This window comes from Streptomyces arenae, assembly GCF_022343545.1.
In the GTDB taxonomy this organism is placed as follows: domain Bacteria; phylum Actinomycetota; class Actinomycetes; order Streptomycetales; family Streptomycetaceae; genus Streptomyces; species Streptomyces humi.
On the sequence record NZ_JAKQYH010000045.1, the window covers coordinates 103,448 to 125,514 of the forward strand.

General features: G+C 72.8%; 23 protein-coding genes. 12 read left to right on the top strand and 11 right to left on the bottom strand.

Annotated features, from left to right (window positions below):
* Nucleotides 1–18: 18 nt before the first annotated feature.
* From glpK to MB828_RS46900, 3 genes are all read left to right on the top strand, one after another.
* Nucleotides 19–1,548 carry a glycerol kinase GlpK gene (gene glpK / locus MB828_RS20115; RefSeq protein ID WP_301649412.1) on the top strand — a complete coding sequence of 510 codons (1,530 nt, stop codon included), beginning with the start codon at nt 19–21 and terminating at the stop codon, nt 1,546–1,548.
* Nucleotides 1,549–1,705: 157 nt separating this feature from the next.
* Nucleotides 1,706–1,948: a hypothetical protein gene (locus tag MB828_RS20120; protein WP_301649413.1), complete on the top strand. Its 243-nt coding sequence runs from the start codon at nt 1,706–1,708 to the stop codon at nt 1,946–1,948.
* A 336-nt stretch (nt 1,949–2,284) separates the two neighbouring features.
* Complete coding sequence (locus MB828_RS46900) at nt 2,285–2,527, top strand: hypothetical protein (protein WP_430381401.1); 243 nt, start codon at nt 2,285–2,287, stop codon at nt 2,525–2,527.
* A 17-nt stretch (nt 2,528–2,544) separates the two neighbouring features.
* Here MB828_RS46900 and MB828_RS20130 read toward each other — a convergent pair whose 3' ends face one another.
* Entirely contained in the window at nt 2,545–4,269 is a 1,725-nt protein-coding gene (locus tag MB828_RS20130) for an alpha/beta fold hydrolase (protein WP_301649414.1), read from the bottom strand.
* 228 nt (nt 4,270–4,497) lie between these two features.
* Nucleotides 4,498–5,529 carry an LLM class flavin-dependent oxidoreductase gene (locus MB828_RS20135; protein WP_301649415.1) on the bottom strand — a complete coding sequence of 344 codons (1,032 nt, stop codon included), beginning with the start codon at nt 5,527–5,529 and terminating at the stop codon, nt 4,498–4,500.
* 114 nt (nt 5,530–5,643) lie between these two features.
* On the opposite strand from MB828_RS20135, the gene MB828_RS20140 reads away from it, so the two are divergent.
* Nucleotides 5,644–6,111: a MarR family winged helix-turn-helix transcriptional regulator gene (locus tag MB828_RS20140; RefSeq protein ID WP_301649416.1), complete on the top strand. Its 468-nt coding sequence runs from the start codon at nt 5,644–5,646 to the stop codon at nt 6,109–6,111.
* 57 nt (nt 6,112–6,168) lie between these two features.
* On the opposite strand, the gene MB828_RS20145 is transcribed toward MB828_RS20140, so the two are convergent.
* On the bottom strand, nt 6,169–7,095 hold the full coding sequence (locus MB828_RS20145; RefSeq protein ID WP_301649417.1) for a LysR family transcriptional regulator: 927 nt from the start codon (nt 7,093–7,095) through the stop codon (nt 6,169–6,171).
* A gap of 143 nt (nt 7,096–7,238) precedes the next feature.
* On the opposite strand from MB828_RS20145, the gene MB828_RS46905 reads away from it, so the two are divergent.
* From MB828_RS46905 to MB828_RS20165, 5 genes are all read left to right on the top strand, one after another.
* Nucleotides 7,239–7,316, top strand: coding sequence for a putative leader peptide (locus tag MB828_RS46905; protein ID WP_351405193.1), 78 nt, complete (start codon nt 7,239–7,241; stop codon nt 7,314–7,316).
* Nucleotides 7,317–7,451: 135 nt separating this feature from the next.
* On the top strand, nt 7,452–8,561 hold the full coding sequence (gene sfnG / locus MB828_RS20150) for a dimethylsulfone monooxygenase SfnG (RefSeq protein ID WP_301649418.1): 1,110 nt from the start codon (nt 7,452–7,454) through the stop codon (nt 8,559–8,561).
* A 194-nt stretch (nt 8,562–8,755) separates the two neighbouring features.
* Nucleotides 8,756–9,313, top strand: coding sequence for an NADPH-dependent FMN reductase (gene ssuE / locus MB828_RS20155; protein ID WP_133025054.1), 558 nt, complete (start codon nt 8,756–8,758; stop codon nt 9,311–9,313).
* A 4-nt stretch (nt 9,314–9,317) separates the two neighbouring features.
* Nucleotides 9,318–10,502 (top strand): SfnB family sulfur acquisition oxidoreductase, encoded by a 1,185-nt coding sequence (locus tag MB828_RS20160; protein ID WP_301649419.1) that lies wholly within the window; start codon nt 9,318–9,320, stop codon nt 10,500–10,502.
* Between the two features lie 27 nt (nt 10,503–10,529).
* Nucleotides 10,530–11,672 carry an LLM class flavin-dependent oxidoreductase gene (locus MB828_RS20165; protein WP_301649420.1) on the top strand — a complete coding sequence of 381 codons (1,143 nt, stop codon included), beginning with the start codon at nt 10,530–10,532 and terminating at the stop codon, nt 11,670–11,672.
* Between the two features lie 175 nt (nt 11,673–11,847).
* Here the strand turns inward: MB828_RS20165 and MB828_RS20170 are convergent, their stop codons facing one another.
* The gene (locus tag MB828_RS20170) at nt 11,848–12,312 is read right to left on the bottom strand and encodes a MarR family winged helix-turn-helix transcriptional regulator (RefSeq protein ID WP_301649421.1); all 465 of its coding nucleotides are present in this window, start codon (nt 12,310–12,312) and stop codon (nt 11,848–11,850) included.
* Nucleotides 12,313–12,533: 221 nt separating this feature from the next.
* Between MB828_RS20170 and MB828_RS20175 the strand changes: the two genes are divergently transcribed.
* Nucleotides 12,534–13,160 carry an isochorismatase family protein gene (locus MB828_RS20175; protein ID WP_301649422.1) on the top strand — a complete coding sequence of 209 codons (627 nt, stop codon included), beginning with the start codon at nt 12,534–12,536 and terminating at the stop codon, nt 13,158–13,160.
* A gap of 96 nt (nt 13,161–13,256) precedes the next feature.
* On the opposite strand, the gene MB828_RS20180 is transcribed toward MB828_RS20175, so the two are convergent.
* The 3 genes from MB828_RS20180 to MB828_RS20190 all read right to left on the bottom strand — a co-directional run bounded on the left by MB828_RS20180 (nt 13,257) and on the right by MB828_RS20190 (nt 15,916).
* Nucleotides 13,257–14,618, bottom strand: coding sequence for a carotenoid oxygenase family protein (locus MB828_RS20180; protein WP_301649423.1), 1,362 nt, complete (start codon nt 14,616–14,618; stop codon nt 13,257–13,259).
* Nucleotides 14,619–14,702: 84 nt separating this feature from the next.
* On the bottom strand, nt 14,703–15,290 hold the full coding sequence (locus MB828_RS20185) for a hypothetical protein (RefSeq protein ID WP_301649424.1): 588 nt from the start codon (nt 15,288–15,290) through the stop codon (nt 14,703–14,705).
* A 236-nt stretch (nt 15,291–15,526) separates the two neighbouring features.
* Nucleotides 15,527–15,916, bottom strand: a complete 390-nt coding sequence (locus MB828_RS20190) for a cold-shock protein (RefSeq protein WP_133025059.1) — start codon at nt 15,914–15,916, stop codon at nt 15,527–15,529.
* 226 nt (nt 15,917–16,142) lie between these two features.
* Here MB828_RS20190 and MB828_RS20195 point away from each other — a divergent pair, with 226 nt between their 5' ends.
* Nucleotides 16,143–16,940, top strand: coding sequence for an SAM-dependent methyltransferase (locus MB828_RS20195; RefSeq protein WP_301649425.1), 798 nt, complete (start codon nt 16,143–16,145; stop codon nt 16,938–16,940).
* A 17-nt stretch (nt 16,941–16,957) separates the two neighbouring features.
* Here MB828_RS20195 and MB828_RS20200 read toward each other — a convergent pair whose 3' ends face one another.
* From MB828_RS20200 to MB828_RS20215, 4 genes are all read right to left on the bottom strand, one after another.
* The gene (locus MB828_RS20200) at nt 16,958–18,187 is read right to left on the bottom strand and encodes a hypothetical protein (protein ID WP_301649435.1); all 1,230 of its coding nucleotides are present in this window, start codon (nt 18,185–18,187) and stop codon (nt 16,958–16,960) included.
* Nucleotides 18,188–18,210: 23 nt separating this feature from the next.
* Nucleotides 18,211–19,329, bottom strand: a complete 1,119-nt coding sequence (locus tag MB828_RS20205) for a dolichyl-phosphate beta-glucosyltransferase (RefSeq protein ID WP_301649426.1) — start codon at nt 19,327–19,329, stop codon at nt 18,211–18,213.
* Nucleotides 19,330–19,409: 80 nt separating this feature from the next.
* On the bottom strand, nt 19,410–19,979 hold the full coding sequence (locus tag MB828_RS20210) for a hypothetical protein (protein WP_301649427.1): 570 nt from the start codon (nt 19,977–19,979) through the stop codon (nt 19,410–19,412).
* A 10-nt stretch (nt 19,980–19,989) separates the two neighbouring features.
* Complete coding sequence (locus tag MB828_RS20215) at nt 19,990–20,496, bottom strand: SigE family RNA polymerase sigma factor (protein ID WP_301649428.1); 507 nt, start codon at nt 20,494–20,496, stop codon at nt 19,990–19,992.
* A 266-nt stretch (nt 20,497–20,762) separates the two neighbouring features.
* On the opposite strand from MB828_RS20215, the gene MB828_RS20220 reads away from it, so the two are divergent.
* On the top strand, nt 20,763–22,067 hold a 1,305-nt coding region (locus MB828_RS20220), incomplete at its 3' end, for a hypothetical protein (RefSeq protein ID WP_301649429.1).

A 22,067-nucleotide genomic window follows, 5' to 3' on the forward strand; every position in this document is an offset into this window, starting at 1 on the left:
GGAAGGCGGTTCCCGATCATGGTGGAACGGTATGTGATGTCCATCGATCAGGGCACCAACTCCACCCGATGCATCCTCTTCGACCAGGGCGGACGGCTGGTGTCCGTCGCGCAGCGGGAGCACCAGCAGCACTTCCCGAAACCCGGCTGGGTCGAGCACGACGCCGTCGAGATCTGGCACAACCTGCGCCGGGTGATGTCCGAGGCCATGTCCGGCGCCGGTACGGCCGTCGACGCGGGCCAGATCGCCGCCATCGGGCTGGCCAACCAGCGGGAGACGACGGTGCTCTGGGACCCGCGTACCGGCACCCCGCTGGGCCGCGCGATCGTCTGGCAGGACGTCCGCACCGCGCCGCTGGTCGAGGACCTCGGACAGGATCCCGGGGCGGAGTTCTTCCTCGACCGGTGCGGCCTGCCGCCCTCCACCTACTTCTCGGCACTCCGGCTGCGCTGGCTGTTCGACCACGTCAAGGGCCTGGAACAACGCGCCAAAGACGGCGAGGTGCTGTTCGGCACCATGGAGAGCTGGCTGATCTGGAACCTCACCGGCGGTGCCGACGGCGGCCTGCACATCACCGACGCCACCAACGCCAGCCGCACCATGCTGATGAACATCCACACACTCGCCTGGGACGAGGAACTCCTGGCGTTCTTCGGCGTTCCCCGCGCGATGCTGCCGGAGATCAGGCCCTCCTCGGAGATCTACGGCGAGGCCACCGCACTGCTCGCCGGCGTGCCCATCGCGGCCGCGCTCGGCGACCAGCAGGCGGCCCTCTTCGGCCAGACCTGCTTCTCCCCGGGCGAGGCCAAGTGCACCTACGGAACGGGCAGCTTTCTGCTGCTCAACACCGGTACCGACGTCGTGCGGTCCCGGCACGGACTGCTCACGACGGTCGCCTACCTGATCGGGGACCGGCCGCCGGCCTACGCCCTGGAGGGGTCGATCGCCGTCACCGGCTCACTGGTCCAGTGGTTCCGCGACCGGCTGGGCCTGATCAACAGCGCCCCGGAGATCGAGACACTCGCCCGGACCGTCGAGGACAACGGCGGCTGCTACATCGTCCCCGCCTTCTCGGGCCTGTTCGCACCGCGCTGGCGCAGTGACGCGCGCGGCGTGATCGTCGGCCTCACCTCCTACATCACCAGCGGGCACCTGGCCCGGGCGGTCCTGGAGGCCACCGGCTGGCAGACCCGCGAGGTCGTCGACGCGATGAACGCCGACTCCTCCGTCGGACTGAAGGAACTCAAGGTGGACGGGGGCATGACGGCCGACAACCTGCTCATGCAGTTCGTCTCCGACGTGCTGGACGTGCCCGTCGTACGGCCCATGGTCTCCGAGACGGTCTCCCTGGGAGCCGCCTACGCCGCCGGGCTCGCCGCCGGCTACTGGTCCGACCTGGAGGTGCTGCGCCGCAACTGGCACCCGGCCGCCCGCTGGCTGCCCGCGATGGACCCCGGCCACCGGGAGTCGGAGTACGACAACTGGCAGCGCGCCGTCGAACGCTCGCTGGGCTGGATCAGAAGCCCCCGGTCCCAGCCGCCCGGTTGAATTCCCTTTCCTTCATCTGTTTCCCTTCCGCAGATTGTCGCGCCCTCTTTCCGTGCCCTGTTCGCTTCCCTTCGGCCTTGTGTTGACGCGGTGGCAGCCGGATGTGGCGGCCCCTATCGTTAGTCTGTTCGGCGTATTGCTGGAGGACGAGGATTTCGTGGCGAGGGCCTGGCAGGAGGGACTGTCCGTCCGGCTCGTCCACACCAGGCCCGACTGCGAGATCTACGTGGCACCGCACGGGGTCTTCGCCGGCGAGCAACCGCAGGGACCCGTGGCGATCACCCTCCGGATGTCCTGCGACACCGCCCACGCACTGTGGATGGGACGCCTCCTGGTGCCCGTTGCCATCGCCACGGGCCGGCTCCCGTGGCATTACTACCTCACTATGAGGCGTGCCTAAGCCTCGCTGCAGCACGTGCATTCGGGAGGCTGTTGCCGGGTGATCTGCATAAAATAGGACTGCCGACGGGCTGTTAATAGTGCGAATGGTGAAAAAGAATGAGGCGTCGTGCCCTTTCGGGCGCGTAGATTCATCGGAGCAGTCGGTCGATATCCGCGAGTGCCGGGAAGGGTATGAAAAGGACCGAAGAAATTCTCACCACCGGTGAATTGCTGATCGCCATCATGGCACTGGTGTCGCCCGGGTTCCCCCGGGTGCCGGGGGAGACGCGGGCGGAACCCGCACCGGCCATGCACCGCACGAGACCGGAACACGGCGCGGAAGGAGTCCGCCCTGTTGACCGCGACCACTGAGGCCAACCGGCCCGGCACCGCCCGGGGCACACCCGCGGCCACCGATGGCCTGGTGACCGGTCTCGGCGCGACCACCCCGCTCGGCGGTGACGTCTCCGCCAGCCGGGCGGCGCTGCTGTCCGGCGGGTCCGGGGTGTCCCGGCTGGACACCTCCTGGGCCGAGCAACTGCCCGTGCGCATCGCCGGGCACAACGTGGTCCTCTCCTTCACCCGACAGGACGACTGACGGCCCGCGGCGTGCCGCTAGTGGACGCCGGCCCGGTCCCGGCAGGCCGTCAGGAGGCGGGCCACGGACACCGGATGGCTGAGCTGGGGACAGTGCCCGGCGTCCTCGATCACCGTGACCGGCGTGTCCACGGGTTCGGCGAGCGGGTCCTCGGACCCGACGACGATCTCGACGGGCAGGCGCGTCTGCCGCAGCAGACGGCGCAGTTCCGCGCGCTGCCCGTGGGCCGTGCGCATCGCGGCGGCCACCCGGCGGGCGGCCCCGGCACGCCGCAGGTCCAGCGTGAGGGTGTCGAGGCCGGCGTCCTCGGGCAGACCGAGCGAACGACCCAGCCGGGACGCGGGAGCCGTGCGCAGCAGCGGCGCGGCCAGGGGGGAGCGCAGCAGCGCGGAGGACGGCGGCTGGAGGAACGCCGGCGAGACCAGCACCAGGCCCGCGAGCCGGTCGGGCCGGGCCGCGGCGTAGCGCAGCGCGGGGCCGCACGCGAACGAGTGCGCCACGAGCACCGGCCGGGTCTCCACCGCGTCCAGCAAGTCGGCGAGCCAGTCCTCGACCGGCCGCCCGCCCGTTCCCGACCTGCCGAGACCGGGCAGGTCGGGAACGAGCGAGGGCGCGTCAAGGCGGTCCGCGGTCCCCGCCCACGCGTCGGCGCTCAGCAGCAGCCCGTGCAGCAGGACGTAACCGGGGCGCCGCGGTTCGCCCGTCACCCAGGTCCGGCAGCCGCCCACGTCGGCGAAGCCGTAGGGCCCGCGGGAGGGGGCGCCGTGACCGAAGCGGGTGGCGACCAGGTCGTCGGCCCACTGCCGCAGGGCCGTCGCGACCGGCGGCATGGACAGGCCGTGGGACACGGAAAGGGCCTGCGCGGAGGCCGTGTCGTAGCGGTCGGCCGACAGGAACGAGAGGGTCTCGGGGTCCGCCCGGGTGAGCGCGCGCGGCAGCCTGCGCAGCACGCCCACCGGGATCGACCGGCGGGGCGCGCGCACCCCCATGTGCTCGGCGAGCAGACCGACCAGCCCGGGCAGTTCGGGCGTCGAGTCGTCCAGCACGTAGTAGGTGGCGCCCGCGCTCTCCTGGTCGTCCGGAAGGGCGGCCAGGAACCGGACGAAGTGGTCGAGGGTCACCACCGGGACGAAGACGTCGGGGCCGCCGGGCAGCGCCGGCAGCCGGCCCCGCCACAGATCGGAGACCACCGTGGCCAGGCCGAGGTACTGTCCGGGGCCGATCACCGTACTGGGGTTGGCGATGCTCAGCGGGACCCCCAGTTCGCGGGCGCGGATCCGCACCGCGGTGTCCCCTTCCTGCTTTGACGCCTCGTACGCCCCGTGCGCGCGGTAGTCCGGCGCCACGTCCTCCGCCGCGGCCATGCGGTAGCCGCTGATGTGGACCAGCCGGCGCAGCTCCGGCAGGGCCGCCGCCCACTCGACCACCCGCGCGGCGCCCGCCACGTTGACCGCGCGCGCCTCCGCCGCCGTCATACCGAACGCGAAGCGCGCGGCGGCGTTGTAGACGTCGCGCACCTCGGTGAGCCCCTCGTCCGCGAGGCCGAGACCGGGGGAGGTGAGGTCGGCCCGGACGACCGTCAGGGCCGTGCGGTCCACCCCCTGTCCGTCGAGCCAGGCCGTCAGCCCCGCACCGGAACCGCGTACCGCGGCCGCCACCGGATGGCCCCGGCGCAGGAGTTCCGCCACGAGGGAGCGGCCGATGAAGCCCCCGGCTCCGAAGACGATCGAGTCCGCGAGCATGCTGTCTCCTTGCCCGGTCCGCAGCCCGGTCCGAAATGCCCTGTCAGCGCTCTGCGGCCCGGACCAGGGACCCCGGCCACGGAGCGTCACCGACCGTAGCGAAGCACCATGGGCGAACGGGGAGAAACATGCCCGCACCACACGATCGGGGTGTACCGCTCACCCCGAGGCGTGACCTCGGGGTGTGGCGGGGGCATGTGTGCGCGGACACCATGCCCGGATCGGGTGTCAGCCGGCCAGCAGGTCGCGGACCATCGGGACCACCTTGGTGCCGTACAGTTCGACGGCGCGCAGCCGGGCGCTGATCGGCTGGTTCCCACTGGTGTAGATGAGGTCGAACCGGCCCACGCCGAGCGCCTTGACGGCACGGGCCGTCTTCCGGGCGACCGTCTCGGGCGAGCCGACGTACAGCGAGCCGTGCTCGATCTCCGCCTCGTACTCCTCCTTGCGGAGGGGCGGCCAGCCCCGGAGCGCGCCGATCCGGTCCCGGATGACCCGGTAGTACGGCCAGTGCAGCTCGCGGGCCTCCTCGTCGGTGTCGGCGATGAACCCCGGCGAGTGCATCCCGACGGGATGCGCGGTGGTGCCGAACCGGTCGGCGGCGCGCCGGTACAGGTCGATGTGGGGCGCGAAACGCTCCGGGGCGCCACCGATGATGGCGATCATGAGCGGGAAGCCGTAGCGCGCGGTGCGGACGACCGACTGCGGGGTGCCGCCGACCCCGACCCAGGTGGTCAGCCGCCCCGACTCGGTCTTCGGGAAGACGTCCGCGGCGTCCAGCGGTGCCCGCTTGGTGCCGCTCCAGGTGACCGGCTTCTCCTCCAGCAGCCTGGCGAACAGCTCGATCTTCTCCTCGAACAGCACGTCGTAGTCGCTCAGGTCGTACCCGAACAGGGGGAAGGACTCGGTGAAGGAGCCGCGCCCGAGGATGACCTCGGCCCGGCCGTTCGAGAGCGCGTCCACGGTGGCGAAACGCTGGTAGACGCGGACCGGGTCGTCCGAGCTGAGCACGGTCACACCGGACGCCAGCCGGATGCGCCGGGTGCGGGTCGCGATGCCGGCCAGGACGGTCTCCGGAGTGGAGATCGCGAACTCCGGGCGGTGGTGTTCACCGAGCGCGACGACGTCGACGCCGGTCTCCTCCGCGAGGACGGCCTCGTCGACGACCTGCCGGATGGCCCGGGCGTCGGACACCGGGCGGCCCGCGTCGTCCTGCGGCACGTCGCCGAAGGTGTCGAGGCCGAAGACGAGATCGGACATGGTGGGCTCCTCCTGCCCTCCGGCCGCGCGTGACACGACCGCAAAAGTGATTGACGTGTCAATCATCGCCCGGATATGATTGACGTGTCAACAAGAGGCGGAGGCGGTGGTGCGATGACCACGCGGCGGAAGGACCTGCCCAGCACCGAGGAACTGCGGATCTGGCGGGACTTCATCGAGACGACGGAGGCGCTGCGCGCCGAGCTCTCGGCCCGTCTGCAGCGCGAGGCCTCGTTGTCGCCGGGCGACTACGCCGTGCTCCTCGCCCTGCGGGAGGCGGACGGGCGCCGGCTGCGCTCCTCGGAACTCGCGGACCGTGTCGGCTGGGAGCGCAGCCGGCTCTCCCATCAGATCGGGCGGATGGAGCGGCGCGGGCTGATCCGGCGCGAGGAGTGCCGCGCCGACAGCCGGGGCGCCGAGGTGGTGCTCACGCCCGCGGGCGCGGAGGCCTTCCGAAACGCGACGGTGCCCCATCTGCGCGCCGTGCACGAGCTGTTCGTCTCCGCCCTCACCCCGGAGCAGCTCACCGCGGCCCAGCAGCTGGCCTCGGCGCTGCGCACCCGGCTGGCCCCCGGAAACTGAGCACCGGCACGGCGGCGAGGCGAGCCGTCGGATCGCCCGCGGGCCGGACGTGAGCCGTCACGGCCGGTGTGGCGGGGTGGCCGGTCCTGCCAGGTCGGCCGCCCGGCGCACGAAGGCCGCGTGCAGGTCCCGGGCCGCCTGCGGTACCGATGCGGCCCGCCGGCGCTGGAGCATCAGCAGCACCCGGGTGCTGTCCCCGGCCAGCGGCCGGCACACCAGCGTCCCCGCCCGCTCCAACGGGTCCCCGACCACGCTGAAGTCCGGCAGCACCGTCGCCCCCAGCCCCTCCGCCACCATCAGCTTGCCCATCTCGGCACCGTCGGTGGAGTACGAGAACGTGGGCGTCCGCCCCGCCAGCAGCCGGTGCACATAGCGGTGCATCACATAACCGGTCCGCATGGCGATCAACGGCACGGAGAGCAGTTCGTCGACCGACACCTCGGGCCGGCCGGCCAGCGGACTGTCCGGCCGTACGCACACCACCGGCCGCCCGTGCAGCAGTTCGGTGGTCTCGAAGCCGACCGGCACGTCGTCGCCGTCGAGATGGTTCACCAGACCCAGGTCGAAGCCGCCCTCGGCGAGCGCCCGCTGGATCTCCGTCTGCTGTGCGCCCACCACCTCGACCTGGGTGACCGGATGCGTGGCCCGGAAGTCCCGCAGCACCGGGATGAGCAGCGGCACGGTCGCCGCGTTGACCGTGCCGACGCGCACCATCCGGCTGATGCGGTGCTGCTCGCCCGCCGCCGCCCGCAGCCGGTCCACCGCCTCCAGCACCTCGGCGATGCGGGGCATCAGCTCCTGCCCCGCCGCGCTCATCGTCGCCCCGGTGCGCTTGCGCTCCAGCAGGTCGACGCCCAGCTCCCGCTCCAGGTTCCGCACCGTCTCGCTCAACGCGGGCTGCGACAGCCGCAGTTCGTCCGCCGCCCGGCGCAGCGAGCCGAGCCGGGTCACGGCCGCTATGTACTCCAGCTGTTCGGTTCGCACCCCGGCAGAATGCGCGGCCATTCGGGCCGGGTTCAAGGGTTTCCCTGTCACACGTTCGTGAAATTCAATGGTCCGCGATGCGAGAACGGTCGGGTTTTCCTTGACTGGTCTCGGCGCCGACTGCCACCATCGACGGCATGAAGATGCGACTGGACCTCACGCGGCGACGCCATGTCGACCTCGCGCGCGTCTCCAGCGCCTCCTGTCGCGCCGCGGCCTGATCGGCACACCAAGATCCGCCGCGCTTTCCGCCCCACCTTTCCCGCCTGAATTCACCGCCCCCGCGCCCGGCACATTCGCCGCGCCCGGCACCTCCCGAATTCCGGCGCGCCCGAAACCCGCAACAGGAGTTCCGCATGCCCGCCGCGCCCCTGAAATTCGCCTACTGGGTCCCCAACGTCAGCGGAGGACTCGTCACCAGCACCATCGAGCAACGCACCGACTGGGGTTACGACTACAACCGCGAACTCGCCGTCCTCGCCGAGAACAACGGCTTCGAGTACGCGCTCAGCCAGGTCCGCTACATGGCCAGCTACGGCGCCGAGTACCAGCACGAGTCGACCGGTTTCAGCCTCGCGCTGCTCCTCGCCACCGAACGCCTGAAGGTGATCGCCGCCGTCCACCCGGGCCTGTGGCACCCGGGCGTCCTCGCCAAGTTCGGCGCCACCGCCGACCACCTCTCGAACGGCCGGTTCGCCGTGAACGTCGTCTCCGGCTGGTTCAAGGGCGAGTTCACCGCCCTCGGCGAGCCCTGGCTGGAGCACGACGAACGCTACCGCCGCGCCGAGGAGTTCATCCGCGCCCTGCGCCAGATCTGGACCGAGGACCACACCGAACTCGCCGGTGACTTCTACCGGCTCCGGGACTTCTCCCTCAAGCCCAAGCCGCTCAACACCCCCGAGCGCCCGCATCCGGAGATCTTCCAGGGCGGCAACTCCACCGCCGCCCGGGCGATGGCCGGCCGGGTCTCCGACTGGTACTTCTCCAACGGCAAGGACTTCGACGGGGTCACCGAACAGATCAACGACGTCCGCAAGTCCGCCGCCGAAGCGGGGCGCCCGGCACCGAAGTTCGGTCTCAACGGCTTCCTCATCGCCCGCGACACCGAGGCCGAGGCCCGCGACACCCTCCGCGAGATCATCGCCAAGGCCGACCACGAGGCCGTCGCCGGCTTCGGCGCGGCCGTCAAGCAGGCCGGGCAGTCCGCGGCCGACGGCAAGGGCATGTGGCAGGACTCCACCTTCGAGGACCTCGTCCAGTACAACGACGGCTTCCGCACCGGTCTGATCGGCACCCCCGAGCAGATCGCCGAACGCGTCGTGGCCTACAAGAAGCTCGGCGTCGACCTCTTCCTGCTCGGCTTCCTGCACTACCACGAGGAGGTCGAGTACTTCGGCAGGCGAGTGCTGCCCCTGATCCGGGAGCTGGAGGGCCGGCCGGACGACGGCGCCCCCGCGTCCGCCTGACCGCCCCCGCCGCGGACCGCAGTCGGCACGACGTCCGCACCCGCACCCCGCACGCCCCGGTCGCCCACAAGCGCCACGAGGTGGGCCGTCGGGCCCTCGAAGGCGCCCTGTCCGAACCCACTTGGCACTCCTGACCGTTCCCCGCCGGAGCCCGCCTCGCACGGGCGCCCGGGCCACCAGAAAGAGGCAGCTCCATGGCCACCGTCCTGTCCGTCTCCGGCAGCCCCTCCGCCTCCTCCCGCACCGGCCGGCTGCTGCGCCACCTGGACCAGCGGCTCACCGCCCAGGGCCATGAGGTGATCCCGCTCGACGTCCGCACCATCCCCGCCGAGGCCCTGCTGGGCGCCGACTTCCGGCACCCCGCGATCATCGAGGCCACCGAGCTGTTCGACCGCGCCGACGGAGTGGTCGTCGGCACCCCGGTCTACAAGGCGTCGTACTCCGGTGTCCTCAAGGCGCTGCTCGACCTGCTCCCGCAGTACGCGCTCACCGGCAAGACCGTGCTGCCGCTGGCCACCGGCGGCTCCGTCGCACACGTCCTCGCCATCGACTACGCGCTCCGCCCGGTGCTGAACTCGATGGGCGCCGCCCACATCGTCCAGGGCTGGTTCACCCTCGACAAGGACATCGCCGTCCGCGAGGACGGCACCCTCGCCCTCGCACCGGCCGCCGCCGACGCCCTCACCCCGGTCGTCGACCAGTTCTCCGCCGCGCTCACCGGACGCACGCCCGTCCTCGCCGCGGCGGGCTGAGCCGATGACCGCCCACATCATCGCCGACGACACGGAGGCGCTCGCCGTCGCCACCGCCTTGGCCGCCGAGTTCCGTGCCGGGGCCGCCCGGCGGGACGCCGAACGCGCGCTCCCACGGGCCGAACTGGACCGGCTGTCCGCCTCCGGCCTGCTGGCCGTGACCGTGCCCGCCGAGTACGGCGGCGCCGACGTCGGCGCCGGCACCCTCGCGGAGATCTTCCGGATCCTCGCCGCGGCGGACGCCAGCCTCGCCCAGATCCCGCAGAGCCACTTCGTCTACGTCAACGTGATCCGCCGTCAGGGCACGGAGGAGCAGCGGAAGTTCTTCTTCGCGGAACTGCTCGCGGGCAGCCGCCTCGGCAACGCCCAGTCGGAGGCCGGCACCAGACACGTGCAGGACATCCGCACCCGGCTGGTGCCCCAGGACGACGGCGGGTACCTGCTCACGGGGGTCAAGCACTACTCCACCGGAGCCCTCTTCGCCCACTGGATCCCCGTCCTGGCCCGCGCCGAGAACGACGACCTGCACGTGGCGTACGTGCCCGCGGACGCGCCCGGCCTCACCGTGGTCGACGACTGGGACGGCATGGGACAGCGCACGACCGCCAGCGGGACGGTCCGGCTGGACGAGGTGCCGGTGCCGGCGGACCGGGTGCTGCCCCACCATCTCACCTTCCGGGGACCCCAACTGCACGGAGCCGTGGCCCAGTTGCTGCACACCGCCATCGACGTGGGGATCGCCGTGGGGGCGCTGGCCGAGGCCGTGGAGTTCGTCCGTGACAAGAGCCGGCCCTGGTTCGAGAGCGGCGTGGAGACCGCCGCCGAGGACCCGCTGCTGATCCAGCGGTTCGGTGAACTGGCCGTCCGTGTACGGGCGTCCGAGGCCCTGCTGCGGGAGGCCGCCCGCGCGGTCGACACGGCCGCCGCCGGCCTCACGGACGAGACGGCCGCCGAGGCGTCCGTCGCCGTGGCCGCCGCGAAGGTCACGGCGGCCGACACCGCCGTCGAGGTGGCCGGCGCGCTGTTCGAGGTGTCCGGTACCAGGTCGGCCCTCGACTCCCTGAACCTGCACCGGCACTGGCGTGACGCCCGCACCCACACGCTGCATGATCCGGTCCGCTGGAAGATCCAGCACATCGGCCGGTACGTGCTCAACGGCACGCCACCGCCCCGGCACGGCCTGCTCTGACGGCCACCCACGAACGGAGAACCCCTCGTGTCCCTCACCTTCCACTGGTTCCTGCCCACCAACGGTGACAGCCGCCATGTCGTCGGCGGCGGCCACGGCACCCCGGCGACGGCCTCCGGCCGGGACCGGCCGCCGACCGTCGCCTATCTGAGCCAGATCGCCAGGGCCGCCGAGGACCTGGGCTTCGTGGGCGCGCTCACCCCCACCGGCGCCTGGTGCGAGGACGCGTGGCTGACCACGGCCATGGTCAGCCAGAACACCGAACGCCTGAAGTTCCTGGTCGCCTTCCGGCCGGGCTTCGTCTCGCCGACCCTGGCCGCGCAGATGGCGTCCACGTTCCAGCGGGAGACCGGCGGCCGGCTGCTGCTCAACGTGGTCACCGGCGGCGAGAGCCATGAGCAGCGGGCCTACGGGGACTTCCTCGACAAGGACGCCCGGTATCGGCGTACCGGTGAGTTCCTGGAAGTCGTACGGGGGTTGTGGGAGGGCGAGACCGTCAGTCTGAAGGGGGAGCACCTGCGGGTCGAGGACGCGAAGCTGGCGCGGGTGCCCGATCCGGTGCCCGAGGTGTACTTCGGGGGGTCCTCCCCGCTCGCCGGTGAGGTCGCGGCCCGCCATGTCGACGTGTACCTCACCTGGGGCGAGCCGCCGGCCCAGGTCGCCGAGAAGATCGCCTGGATCCGGGGACTGGCGGCCCGGCAGGGGCGCACGCTGCGGTTCGGGATCCGGCTGCACGTCATCACCCGGGACACGTCCGAGCAGGCGTGGGCCGAGGCCGGCCGGCTGCTGGACGGGTTCGACCCGGAGACCGTCAGGTCGGTGCAGGGCGGGCTCGCCCGCAGCGAGTCCGAGGGGCAGCAGCGGATGCTGGCCCTGCACGGGGGCCGCCGGGACGCTCTGGAGATCCACCCCAACCTCTGGGCGGGCATCGGGCTCGTCCGGGGCGGCGCGGGCACCGCCCTGGTCGGCTCACACGACGAGGTCGCCGCACGGATCAAGGAGTACGCGGCACTGGGGATCGAGGAGTTCGTGCTGTCCGGCTATCCGCATCTGGAAGAGGCGTACTGGTTCGGGGAGGGGGTGCTGCCCCGGCTGGCCGCGGAGGGCGTGTGGCGACACCCCGCCGGCCGCGTCGAGACCCCGGCGACCCAGGTGCCGTTCGCGTCCTGACCGACCGTGGCGGTGGTGGGCGTGCGCAGTCATCGCCCTGCGCGGTGGCGGCCTTGCGCGGTGGCGGCCGTGCGTGGCGGTGGCCGTGCGCGGTGGTGGGAGTGCGCGGTCGTGGCCCTGGGCAGTGGTGGGCGTGGCCGTGTGACGGTGGCGGTGCGGCGGGGCGCGTGGAGGCTCAGGTGTCCGGGCCGTCGGCCGGGGACTCCTGGAGCTCGGCCACGCTGCGCAGAGCCGCCTTGAACTCGGCGTACCGCCGCTCGCCCAGGGCCCTGGCGTGCCGTTCCTCGATCGTGCGCATGATGACGGTCGCGGCGGCCATCTGGAGCAGACCGCGCTCGGTGGGGTGGATCAGTTTCGCGCGCCGGTCCGCGGGGTCGGGCCTGCGCTCGACGTAGCCGAGGCGTTCGAGGTCGTCGATGAGCGAACCCACGACCTGCTTGTGCCGCCCGGAGGCCCGGGCGAGTTCGCTGGCCCGGACGCCGTCGGGGCGCAGGTGGGCGAGGACCGCGCCGGCGCGGGGCGCGATGTCGTCGAAACCCTGCTCGGCGAGGGCGCCGAACAGCTCGCGCTGGACGGACAGCAGCACCCGCGCCGCGAGCACACCGAGGTCGGGTTCCCGCTCCCTCTCGTGCCCGGTCAACGCCTCTCCCGTTCCGACGGCCGTCCGCCTCGGCGCCGTCCGCCGTGCTGCTGTGCCACCGGCGATGGTAGGGCCCGGCCAGGCGTCCGACACCTGCGGACGGCCGGTCCGCACCGCTGTTGCACCCAGGAGTACCCGGGTATAGCGTCGAATAGTCACAAAAACTGACTATCGGGATCAGTGACCAATGGGGGGTGGCTGGACCGTCGAAGGAGCGGACGATGAGCGAGCGTGACGAGTTCCTGGTGCCGATCACCAGGGAGAACGCGGCCGTGGTGCTGGTCGACCACCAGGTGGGCCTGCTGTCCGGCGTGCGGGACATCCCCGTAGGGGAGCTCAAGCACAACGTGGTGGCCCTGGCGCGGGCCGCGGTCGTACTGGGCATCCCCGTGGTCGCCACCACCACCGCGGCCGACAGCATGTGGGGACCGACCACCCCGGAACTGGTCGAGGCGCTGCCGAACGGCCTGAAGATCATCGACCGCGGCACGGTCAACGCCTGGCACGACGACCGCGTCCGCGAGGCGATCGAGGCCACCGGACGCCGGAAACTGATCTTCGCCGGGGTGTCGCTGGAGGTGTGCGCCGCCCTGCCCGCGATCGCCGCGACGGCCGCCGGGTACGACGCGTTCGTCGCCGTCGACGCCTCCGGCACCTTCAGCCAGACCAAACGCGAGACGGGACTGCTGCGCATGCAGCAGGCGGGCGTCGTCGTCAGCGACTACGCCACCCTCATGGTGGAGGCGTTGGCCGACAACGCCCTCCCCGAGGCGGCGGCCGTCTACGCCGCACTCGACATGCCCTTCGCCGTCCTGGTCGGCCAGATCGCCGCGGCCCACCAGGGCTAGCGTCCCCCTGGGGACACGGGCGGGACCGGTGGCGTTCGGGCAACAGGACCGCGGTACGCCGTAGAGGTTCCGGCGTACCGCCGTCCTGTACGCGGCTCAGGCGCCGGTGCCGGGTTCCGGCAGCCAGCTGCCGTGGAATCCGGCCGGGACCGGGTACGGAAGTTCCACCACCGCCTGCTCCGAGAGGTCCCTGGCGTCGAGGACGAGCAGTTCCCCGGCCTTGCCGTCGTCGTCCGAGACGAGCGAGAGCAGCCAGCCCTCGTCCTCGCCCGCGGTGTCCGCCGCGGGGACGAAGACCGCCTCGCCCGCGTACCGGGCGCCGGGCGTGGCGTGCACCCGGCTGCCCCCGGCGGCCAGGTCGTGCTTGGCGACGCCGTCACCCGAGACGGTGTACAGGTAGCGGTTCTCACGCCCGGTCAGGGTCTCGTTGTGGGTGGGGAACTCGGCGTCCCGGTCGTCCAGTTGGGTCTCGGTGACGCCTCCGCCGGCCGGGTCCAGCGTCCAGCGGTACAGCACGGCGGGCACCTGGGAGGGGCCCGCCTCCGGTACGACGGCCGGGCCGGTGGGCCCGCCGATGTCACCCCAGGCCCGCACGAAGCCTGCCTCGTCGTAGCGCACCGCGTCCAGCACGATCCGGCCCCGCGCGTCCTCGTGGGCGTTGCCGACGTGGAAGACGTAGCAGGGGTCGACGTCGAACCAGCGCACCTCGGTGCTGCCGGGCGTACGGGACATGACGCCGAGCCGCGCGCCGTACCCGGCGTCCCACTGGTAGGGCATCCCGCCGCGCCCGGCGCGTTCGGGGCTGAAGACGACCGGCAGGTCCATCCACACGATGTGGTGCTCGGTGATGGCGAAGTCGTGCATCATCGTCGGCCCCGGTACCTCGACCGGCCGGCTGTCGAGGAGCTCCCCGTCGGCGGTGACCCGGTGGTAGGTGAGGTAGGGCGGCGCGAACCCGGTGCCGAACAGGTGAAGTTCGCCGGTGACCGGGTCCTCCTTGGGGTGCGCGGTCATCGCGGTCGTCAGCCTGCCGCCGAAGTCGTACGGACCGACCGTCTCCAGCTCCGGCGTCACCCGGTAGGGCAGGCCGACCTCGCACAGCGCCAGTACCGTGTCCGCGTGCCGGATGACGTGGGTGTTGCCAGGCGTCGCGGCCAGGTCGATGGTGCCGTCCGCGCGGACGAAGGGGTGGCCCTCCAGTTCCCTGGTGCGGACCCACCGGTTGCGGTACCACTCGGCGCGGCCGTCGCGCAGCCGCAGCCCGTGCAGCATGCCCGGGCCGGTGAACCAGTGCCCCTTGTCCTCGCCGGGCAGCGGGTTGGGACCGTTGCGCAGATAGCGGCCGTCCAGGTCGGGCGGGAGGGTGCCGCGCACGGTGAGGCCGACGGCGCTGTTCTCCTCGGGTACCGGGGCGAAGCGGCCCCGCAGGTACAGGGGGACGGTGGTCTCTTCGGTCATGGTGCTTCCTTGTCCGGGCGGGCACGGTGATGCCGGCCGCGACGTTCGATCAGGTCAGGGCGGCCCCGCCGGGCCGGCCGCGGGTCACTGGGGTACGGAGGACAGCCCCTGGGACTCCAGCAGGCGCCGCTGGGCCCGCTCGGGGTAGACCTTCGTGAAGACGATCGGGGCGGCGAGCCCGATGACATGGGCGGTGATGCCCACCCACACCGGCGCGTCCACCGCGTTGCCGACCGCCAGGCAGACGGCGATGAAGGTGAAGCCGGCTCCCCAGGCGCTGGTGATGTAGTTGTTGACCTGGCGGAACTCCGGCATGTCCCAGTACTCGCGGGGCGTCTGGCGCTTGGCGATGCCCAGCGTGAACGGCCGGCGGATCGCCAGGGACCCCCAGGCGGTGAGACCCAGCCACACGAACGACAGCACGTCACTGTGGTCCTTGAGCGCCGAGTCCGGGTCCGTGACGGCCACGGCGCCGGTGACGAGGAAGTAGACGATGGTGCTGGCCTCGAGGATCAGCGCGTCGAGGTCGACCCCCCGGCGGCGGTCCTGGAGCAGGAGGAACAACCCCGAGACGACACCGCTGAGCGCACCCCATCGCCAGTCGGTGAAGCCCGTCACGACGCCGGCGACGATCCAGGGGACGAAGCCGCGCAGGTATGCCATGAAACCCATTGAGTCTTCCTTGCTGAGTGAACGGGACGGCTCAGGAGGGGGGTTGCTCCGCCGTCGTGCGATGTACCGACGCGGACTAGATGCACGGCGGGCGCCAAAGTTCGAACGGCGGGCTGTGGCGCTCGTCACAATGGAGTTTCAGTGGAGGGCCGGTAGCGTGCGGCGGGCATGCGGCGGCCCCGGCGCCGTACCGCGGCGCCGGGGCCTCAACTGCCTTGGTTCTGCCGAGAGTAGGGTCAGCCCTCGATCCAGCCGTGGTTCTTCGCGAACTGGGCCAGGGCGCCACGGACCCGCACGATCTCCTCGGCGGTCAGGGTGGGCGCCGCCGCCAGCAGCGTCTCGGTGACCTCGCGGGTGAACTCCTCGGCGCTGAGCAGGTCGCACAGCGAGTCGTCGTCCGGGCCGAGCGTCCTGACGTCGGCTCCCCGGGCGAGCCGTACGCCGGACGCCTTGGGTCCTCGTTCGCCGCTCTCGATCTCGAACTCCACGGCCACACCCGGGCGGACGTAGGACTCCGGCATCTGCATGTCGTTCACATGCAGGAAGACGTCCTCGCCGCCGCCGTCCGGAGTGATGAACCCGTACCCGCGCGAGCTGTCGAACCGCACCACACGACCGGTAACCATGCGAAACCCCCAACCAAACCGGGTCACCTGCCCGGACACCTGGAGCCGATGGTAGTCAGACCGGCTCGGAGCGGGCGACCCGGCCCACCGGCCGGTGTGGCGGGTGCGCACGAAGTGACCTGTGGGGAAGGGAACTCGGTGCGTCGACGGCGCGTCCGGTGTGGAAAGCTGTCGCCTGCCGTCGGTGTGCCAAGGGGGGCCGGGGCGGCCGTTGAGAGGAGCGCACGTGACGCAGGACGGCACCGGGTCCGTGGAGATCGACACCAGCAAGCCGCATCCCGCCCGGATCTACGACTACCTGCTGGGCGGCAAGGACAACTACGAGGTCGACCGCCAGGCCGCCGACCGGCTCGCCGCCGTCGCGCCCGAGGTGTTCATCGGGGTGCGCGCCAACCGGGCGTTCCTCCAGCGCGCGGTCCGGCACGTCGTCGACAGCGGCGTCCGGCAGATCCTCGACGTCGGCACCGGGCTGCCCACCTCGCCGAACATCCACGAGGTCGCCCAGGGGCTGGCACCCGACGTACGCGTGGCCTACGTCGACAACGACCCGATCGTGAAGGCGCACGGCGACGCGCTGCTCAGCCGGTCCGGCTCCACCAGCATCGTCCTCGCCGACCTGCGCGATCCGCAGTCCGTGGTGGGCCACCCCGGTGTGCGGCGCGTCATCGACTTCGGCCGGCCGGTGGCCCTCTTCCTCGTCGCCATCCTGCACTTCGTGCGGGACGACGAGGAGCCCGAGCGGATCGTCGCGACCCTGCGCGACGCCCTCCCGGCCGGCAGTTTCCTGGTGCTCTCGCACGCCACGGCCGACTTCGCGGACCGCAGCGACGCCCAGGCCGTCTACAACAACGCGACCGCCACCATGAACCTGCGCTCCCGCGACCGGATCGAGCGGTTCTTCGAGGGCTTCGACCTGGTCGAGCCCGGCCTGGCCCAGGTCCCGTTCTGGCGCCCGGACACCACCCCGCCGCCCGGCTCCGAGCAGATCGGCTTCTACGGCGCGGTGGCCGTCAAAAAGAGCTGAGCCGCCGTCAGATCACGCTAGGGCACTCCGAGTTCGAACAGGGCATAGCCCGCGTACGAACCGGAGGCCAGTGCCGCGACGCCCAGCAGGAGGCACAGGTACGGCAGGCTCAGCCGGCGCAGCGCGACCGCCAGGGGCACGAACAGCGGGAAGGCGGGCAGCAGATAGCGGGAGACGTTCGCGAAGTACTGCTGGCTGCCCAGCACCAGGGCGAGGGTGAGCACCGTGTGCACGACCGGTGCCGCCGGCGGTCGCAGCCGCCACAGCAGGGGCAGCAGCGCCAGGTCCAGCAGGACGACGCCGACGCCGATGACGTCCGCGAAGGGGAGCGCGAAGAGATAGCCGAAGTGGCCCACGGGGACGGATGTCAGGACGTCCAGGGTCTGCGCACCGTAGTCGAACTCGTGTCCCCACGCGCCCGACTGGAGCCGGAAGTAGCCGCCGTAGTCGCCCATGCGGTGGCCCACCCAGCCCAGGTAGCCGAGCAGCCCCAGCGGGGCCACCAGCAACGCGGTCAGCGGACGCGCCACCCCGTCCTCCCGGCGGTGCAGCGCGAGGAGCGCGGCCCACGCGAGCGCGGCGACCAGCGCGCCGGCGGTGGGGCGGTTGAGGCCGGCCGCGAAGGTCAGCACCCCCGCCGTCAGCCAGCGGCGGGTCAGCACGGCGTACAGGGCCCAGGCGGCGAGGGCGGCGTACAGCGAGTCGGAGTAGACGGCCCACTCCACGCCGGAACCCGGCCAGACGGCCCACAGCCCGGCCGCCGCCAGCCCGGCCCGCCGGCCGCCGAACCACTCGGCCACGGCGCACACCCCCAGCGCCGCCGCGAACGAGGCCACGACCGACACCAGCAGCCCGGCCCCGAACGGACCGAGACCGGTGACCTCCATCGCCACCCGCATCAGCGCCGGGTAGAGCGGGAAGAAGGCGGCGGAGTTGCCCTGGAGGTCGATCAGGCCGGTGGCGCCGGGGACCGGGACCAGCCGGGGGTGGTAGCCGTGCAGCGCGATCTGCTGGTACCACCAGCCGTCCCAGGTGCCCAGTACGTCCCAGGCGTGCGCGCCCCCGCCGAACCGCGGGTTCTTCTTGCGGAAGTCACCGGCGGAGTCCAGCAGATACATGAACGAACCGAAGCCGACGAGCTTCAGCACGCCGTACACCGCGAGGACCGGACCGTGCCGCCGCGCCGCGTCGCGCAGGCGCCGTCCGCGGCCGGCCGGCGTCGGCGGCAGCGGGAGGCCGTCGGCCATGGGGGTCGTCTTCAGGAGCGCGGTCATGACGTCGTGGACTCCGTCCGAGGCCGCCCGAACGGCAACCGTGCAAGCACGAACGGCAGTTGGGCGGCAGCCAGTGCGGCCAGTTCGGCGCGGGGCCCGGCGGCCGGTACGGCGTGCCGCAGGGCGGCGAGCGAACCGGCGGTGACGGCGAGGCGGGTGGCCAGGGCGGCCAGCGGCAGCCGGCCCAGGACCACCTGCGCGACGACCCAACAGACCAGCAGGGAAAGGACGTTGGCGACCTGGTCCGCGGTGGCCGGACGCAGCGCCGCGTACAGGAGGAGCTGCGCGGCCGCCATGACCACGGCTAGCGCCGGGAACCGCCGTGGCCGCCGCCCCGACGGCAGCGCGCCGCGGGCCAGCGCCCGGCCGACCCTCGCGACACCGCGCAGGTCGGCGAGGACCGTGGACAGCAGCGCGACCCGGCTGTCCGGGTCGTCCACCCAGTCGACGGGCACCTCGTGGATCCGCAGCCCGGCCCGCTCCGCGACCACCAGCAACTCGGTGTCGAAGAACCACTCGGAGTCCCGCACCAGCGGCAGCAGCCGCTCGGCGGTCTCCCGGCGGACGGCCTTGAACCCGCACTGCGCGTCCGAGAACCCCACCGCGAGGGCCGAGCGCAGCAGCACGTTGTAGCCGCGGGACAGGATCTCCCGTCTCGGGCCGCGCACCACCCGCGCGCCGGGCGCCAGCCGGGTGCCGATGGCCAGGTCGGAGTGGCCCGAGAGCAGCGGGGCGACGAGCGGCAGCAGCGCGGCGAGCCCGGTGGACAGGTCCACGTCGAGATAGCCGACCACGGGTGCCCGCGACCGCGACCAGGCGGCCCGCAGCGCCCGGCCGCGGCCCTTCTCGGCCAGCCGTATCCACTCCACCTCGGGCAGTTCATCGGCCAGTCGGGCCGCGATGACAGGGGTGGTGTCGGTACTCGCGTTGTCGGCGACGGTGATCCGGAACGGGTACGGGAACGTCTCCCGAAGGTGGGCGTGGAGCCGGCGCACGCTCGGCTCCAGGTCCTTCTCCTCGTTGAACACCGGTACGGCCAGATCCAGGACCGGCTCGTCATGACGTGAGGCGAGCGGCGGGACCGGGGCCGGCAGTGTGGCGTGTGCTTGGTTCATGGCTTTTCTTCGCATTCGTACTCGTTCTCGGGGCGCGCCGAAGGCGCACCCGGCGGTGGGGTGAGGGCGGGCGAACCGCGCTAGCCGGCCTGGTTGTCTGTGCCGGCCGAGCCGGCGGCCGAGGCGCCTTCGGAGGGGTCCGAACTCCCGGACGCGGGCGCCGACGGCGGTGACGTGGTGGCGGTCGAGTGCCCCGACGTGCCCTGCGACGCGCTGTGGCCACCGCTCGCGTCCGGGGTCGCCGTGGCCGTCGCGGACGCGGGCGGCGAGGGCGAGCCGGTCCGGCCGCCGGTGGCCGACGGGGTTTCGCCGGGCGCGGACGTGTGCGTGGGCGACGGGCCCGAGACGGTGGCGGTGGGAGGGCTGCTGGGGGAGAGGGACGGGGCCGGTGTCGTACCGGTGCTGGGTCCCGTCGCGGGGCGGGGGCGCGGTGCGCTGGGCGCGTCGGGGCTGCCGGAGTGCGGCCACAGGAACAGACCGAGGCCGAGGCCCGCGACCGCGAGGGCACTCCCGGCCGCCCGCCGGGCCGCCCGCACGCGCCGCCGCACCCGCACCCCGGCCCGCAGCCGGTCCCGCTGCCCGGGTCCGAACGCCGCCGGTTCCCGGTCGTCGTGCATCAGCCGCGTCAACTGCCGCTCGAAGTGATCCATGTCCTCTCCCTCACCCCACCGGCTCGATGGCGTCCGCCAGCAGCTCACGCAGCCGGGCCACACCGCGTGCCGCGTGCGACCGGACGGTGCCCACCGGGCAGCCCAGCACCTCGGCGACCTGCCGGTCGGGCAGGTCCTGGTAGTAGCGCAGGACGACCGCGGCCCGCTGCCGCGGGGTCAGCAGCGCGAGCGCGGCCTCCAGCCGCGAACGCTCGGCGACGGCCGCCGACATGTCACCGGCCGCCGCGACCTCCGGCAGCTCCTCGACGGGGCGCTCGCCCCACCACCGCCGCCGCGCCGAGCGGGCCGCCGCCCGGGCGAGCACCTTGCGGACGTACGCCTCCGGCGCCTCGTCGGCGATCTTCGGCCAGACGAACCACAGCTTGACCAAGGACTCCTGCAACAGATCCTCGGCCCGATGCCGATCGCCACCGGTGAGCAGACGCGCCAGGTGGAACAACCCCGACCAACGGGCCACCACGAACTCGTCGTACTCACCGGCCCGAGCCTGCTCCATTCCCACGGTCCCCGCTCTCCCCGGCTGCCTACACCTGGGAAAAGGCCCTGGGGGCGGTGGAACGCTGCACTTGGCCGGGGTGATCCACGTCACGTGCGAGCCGACCGGTGAACCCGTGACCGTGACCCGCGTGACCGTGAATACGGGCCCGTGCACACCTGGCCGTAAATGTCTGGCCGTCCGGCGCCGTCCCACCGTATGCTCCCGGCGATGACCACTCACTCTGTTCACAGATTGGGGGTCCCGTCCACGCCAGGTGAGTGCTGATGACCACTCACCTCGCGGACGGGAACACCCGCCTGGCCCTCTGGCGGCGCGTGCGCGAGTTCGCCGTGCCGCCCGCCATGATCGAGACCGCCACCGCCCGCCGGCACGCCGGGGACTGGGCCGGGGCCTGCGCCGCCGCCGGTTTCGACGTCGACCTCGATCTCCGTGCCCTGGCGCGCACCTTGGGCCGGGACGTCCGGGACCGGATCCGTGCCGACCTGCGCCGGCTCGCCCCCGACCTGCTGCGCTGGCACCTGCCGAGGATCGCCCCCGACGGTCTGCTGCGCCCCGGGCTGACCATGCCGCTGGCTCGCTACGGCACCGGGCCGAGGCCCCTGCACCTGGTGGCGCGGACCCCGCCGGCCTGGGCCGACGCCGGACAGCGGGTCAGCCTCGCGCTGTGGGACGGCACCCTCGGCACGCCCGCCGCCCGGGGCCATCCCCACCCGCGTCCCAGCCGGCGGTACCGGTTCGACCTGCACCCCCATCTCTGGGACGCCGGTGCCGCCGCCGACCTGCGGGTCCGCGCGGGCGCCGACCGGCTCTCGTTGTGCGCCGCGCACCGCTGGGCGGACGAGGCCCGGATCGTGCTGCGCTCCGAAGGGCTGGACAGCGGAACCGTCGCCGTGCGCCCGGGCGGCCGGCGGCGGCTCGCGCTGCGTGTCGCGCCCGACGGGACCGTGACGACCGGCCGCGATGCCGGTTCCGGCGCGGTCGCCGTGCTGCCCGACGCGGCGACCCGGCTGCCGCCCGACCTGGAACTGCTGCGCGCCGGGCTCATCGACGCCGACCGGCTGCATCCGCTGGTCGCGACCGCCCTCGTACCCGGTCACACCCCGGCCGCCCGCGCGCCGTACCCGGACCGGCCCGGGGAGCCGCCCCTCGTGGAGTGCCGGGGCGCCCGGCACCGGATCGCCATGGTCGACGGCGTGCTGTCCGCGCTGGACCACTCCCCGGACGAACTGCGGCGCGAGGAACTGCTGATGGCGCTCGGCGGCCCGCCGCTGCCCTGTCTGCGGGTCATCGACGAGGCGCACCGGCGCCCCGACTGCCTCACCGGCGTCCGTGAGCGCCTCGACCACGGGGACGTCGCCGGTGCGCTGGCCGTCGTCGAGGGGCTGCTGGGACCCGAAGCCGTCCTGCGCGACGGCCCGTTGAAGGACGCACTGGAGTCGGCCGCGCGCCGCCGGATCGCGTACGGCCTCTACCGGGCCGGCCTCGCCGGATCCCGCCCCGCCCCGGTCCGCACCCGCCGCCCCCGGCCCGCGCGCGACCCGCGGCTCGGCCCCCGCCCCGCCGCCTGG

Excerpts from the sequence above, each read along its gene's own strand:
- MB828_RS20140 (WP_301649416.1), top strand. The coding sequence starts at position 5,644 with ATGACCACGCGGCGGAAGGACCTGCCCAGCACCGAGGAACTGCGGATC.
- ssuE (WP_133025054.1), top strand. The coding sequence starts at position 8,756 with ATGGCCACCGTCCTGTCCGTCTCCGGCAGCCCCTCCGCCTCCTCCCGC.
- MB828_RS46905 (WP_351405193.1), top strand. The coding sequence starts at position 7,239 with ATGCGACTGGACCTCACGCGGCGACGCCATGTCGACCTCGCGCGCGTC.
- MB828_RS20180 (WP_301649423.1), bottom strand. The coding sequence starts at position 14,618 with ATGACCGAAGAGACCACCGTCCCCCTGTACCTGCGGGGCCGCTTCGCC.
- MB828_RS20135 (WP_301649415.1), bottom strand. The coding sequence starts at position 5,529 with ATGTCCGATCTCGTCTTCGGCCTCGACACCTTCGGCGACGTGCCGCAG.
- MB828_RS20175 (WP_301649422.1), top strand. The coding sequence starts at position 12,534 with ATGAGCGAGCGTGACGAGTTCCTGGTGCCGATCACCAGGGAGAACGCG.
- sfnG (WP_301649418.1), top strand. The coding sequence starts at position 7,452 with ATGCCCGCCGCGCCCCTGAAATTCGCCTACTGGGTCCCCAACGTCAGC.
- MB828_RS20130 (WP_301649414.1), bottom strand. The coding sequence starts at position 4,269 with ATGCTCGCGGACTCGATCGTCTTCGGAGCCGGGGGCTTCATCGGCCGC.
- MB828_RS20200 (WP_301649435.1), bottom strand. The coding sequence starts at position 18,187 with ATGGCCGACGGCCTCCCGCTGCCGCCGACGCCGGCCGGCCGCGGACGG.
- MB828_RS20215 (WP_301649428.1), bottom strand. The coding sequence starts at position 20,496 with ATGGAGCAGGCTCGGGCCGGTGAGTACGACGAGTTCGTGGTGGCCCGT.
- glpK (WP_301649412.1), top strand. The coding sequence starts at position 19 with ATGGTGGAACGGTATGTGATGTCCATCGATCAGGGCACCAACTCCACC.
- MB828_RS20190 (WP_133025059.1), bottom strand. The coding sequence starts at position 15,916 with ATGGTTACCGGTCGTGTGGTGCGGTTCGACAGCTCGCGCGGGTACGGG.
- MB828_RS20185 (WP_301649424.1), bottom strand. The coding sequence starts at position 15,290 with ATGGGTTTCATGGCATACCTGCGCGGCTTCGTCCCCTGGATCGTCGCC.
- MB828_RS20160 (WP_301649419.1), top strand. The coding sequence starts at position 9,318 with ATGACCGCCCACATCATCGCCGACGACACGGAGGCGCTCGCCGTCGCC.
- MB828_RS20205 (WP_301649426.1), bottom strand. The coding sequence starts at position 19,329 with ATGAACCAAGCACACGCCACACTGCCGGCCCCGGTCCCGCCGCTCGCC.
- MB828_RS20210 (WP_301649427.1), bottom strand. The coding sequence starts at position 19,979 with ATGGATCACTTCGAGCGGCAGTTGACGCGGCTGATGCACGACGACCGG.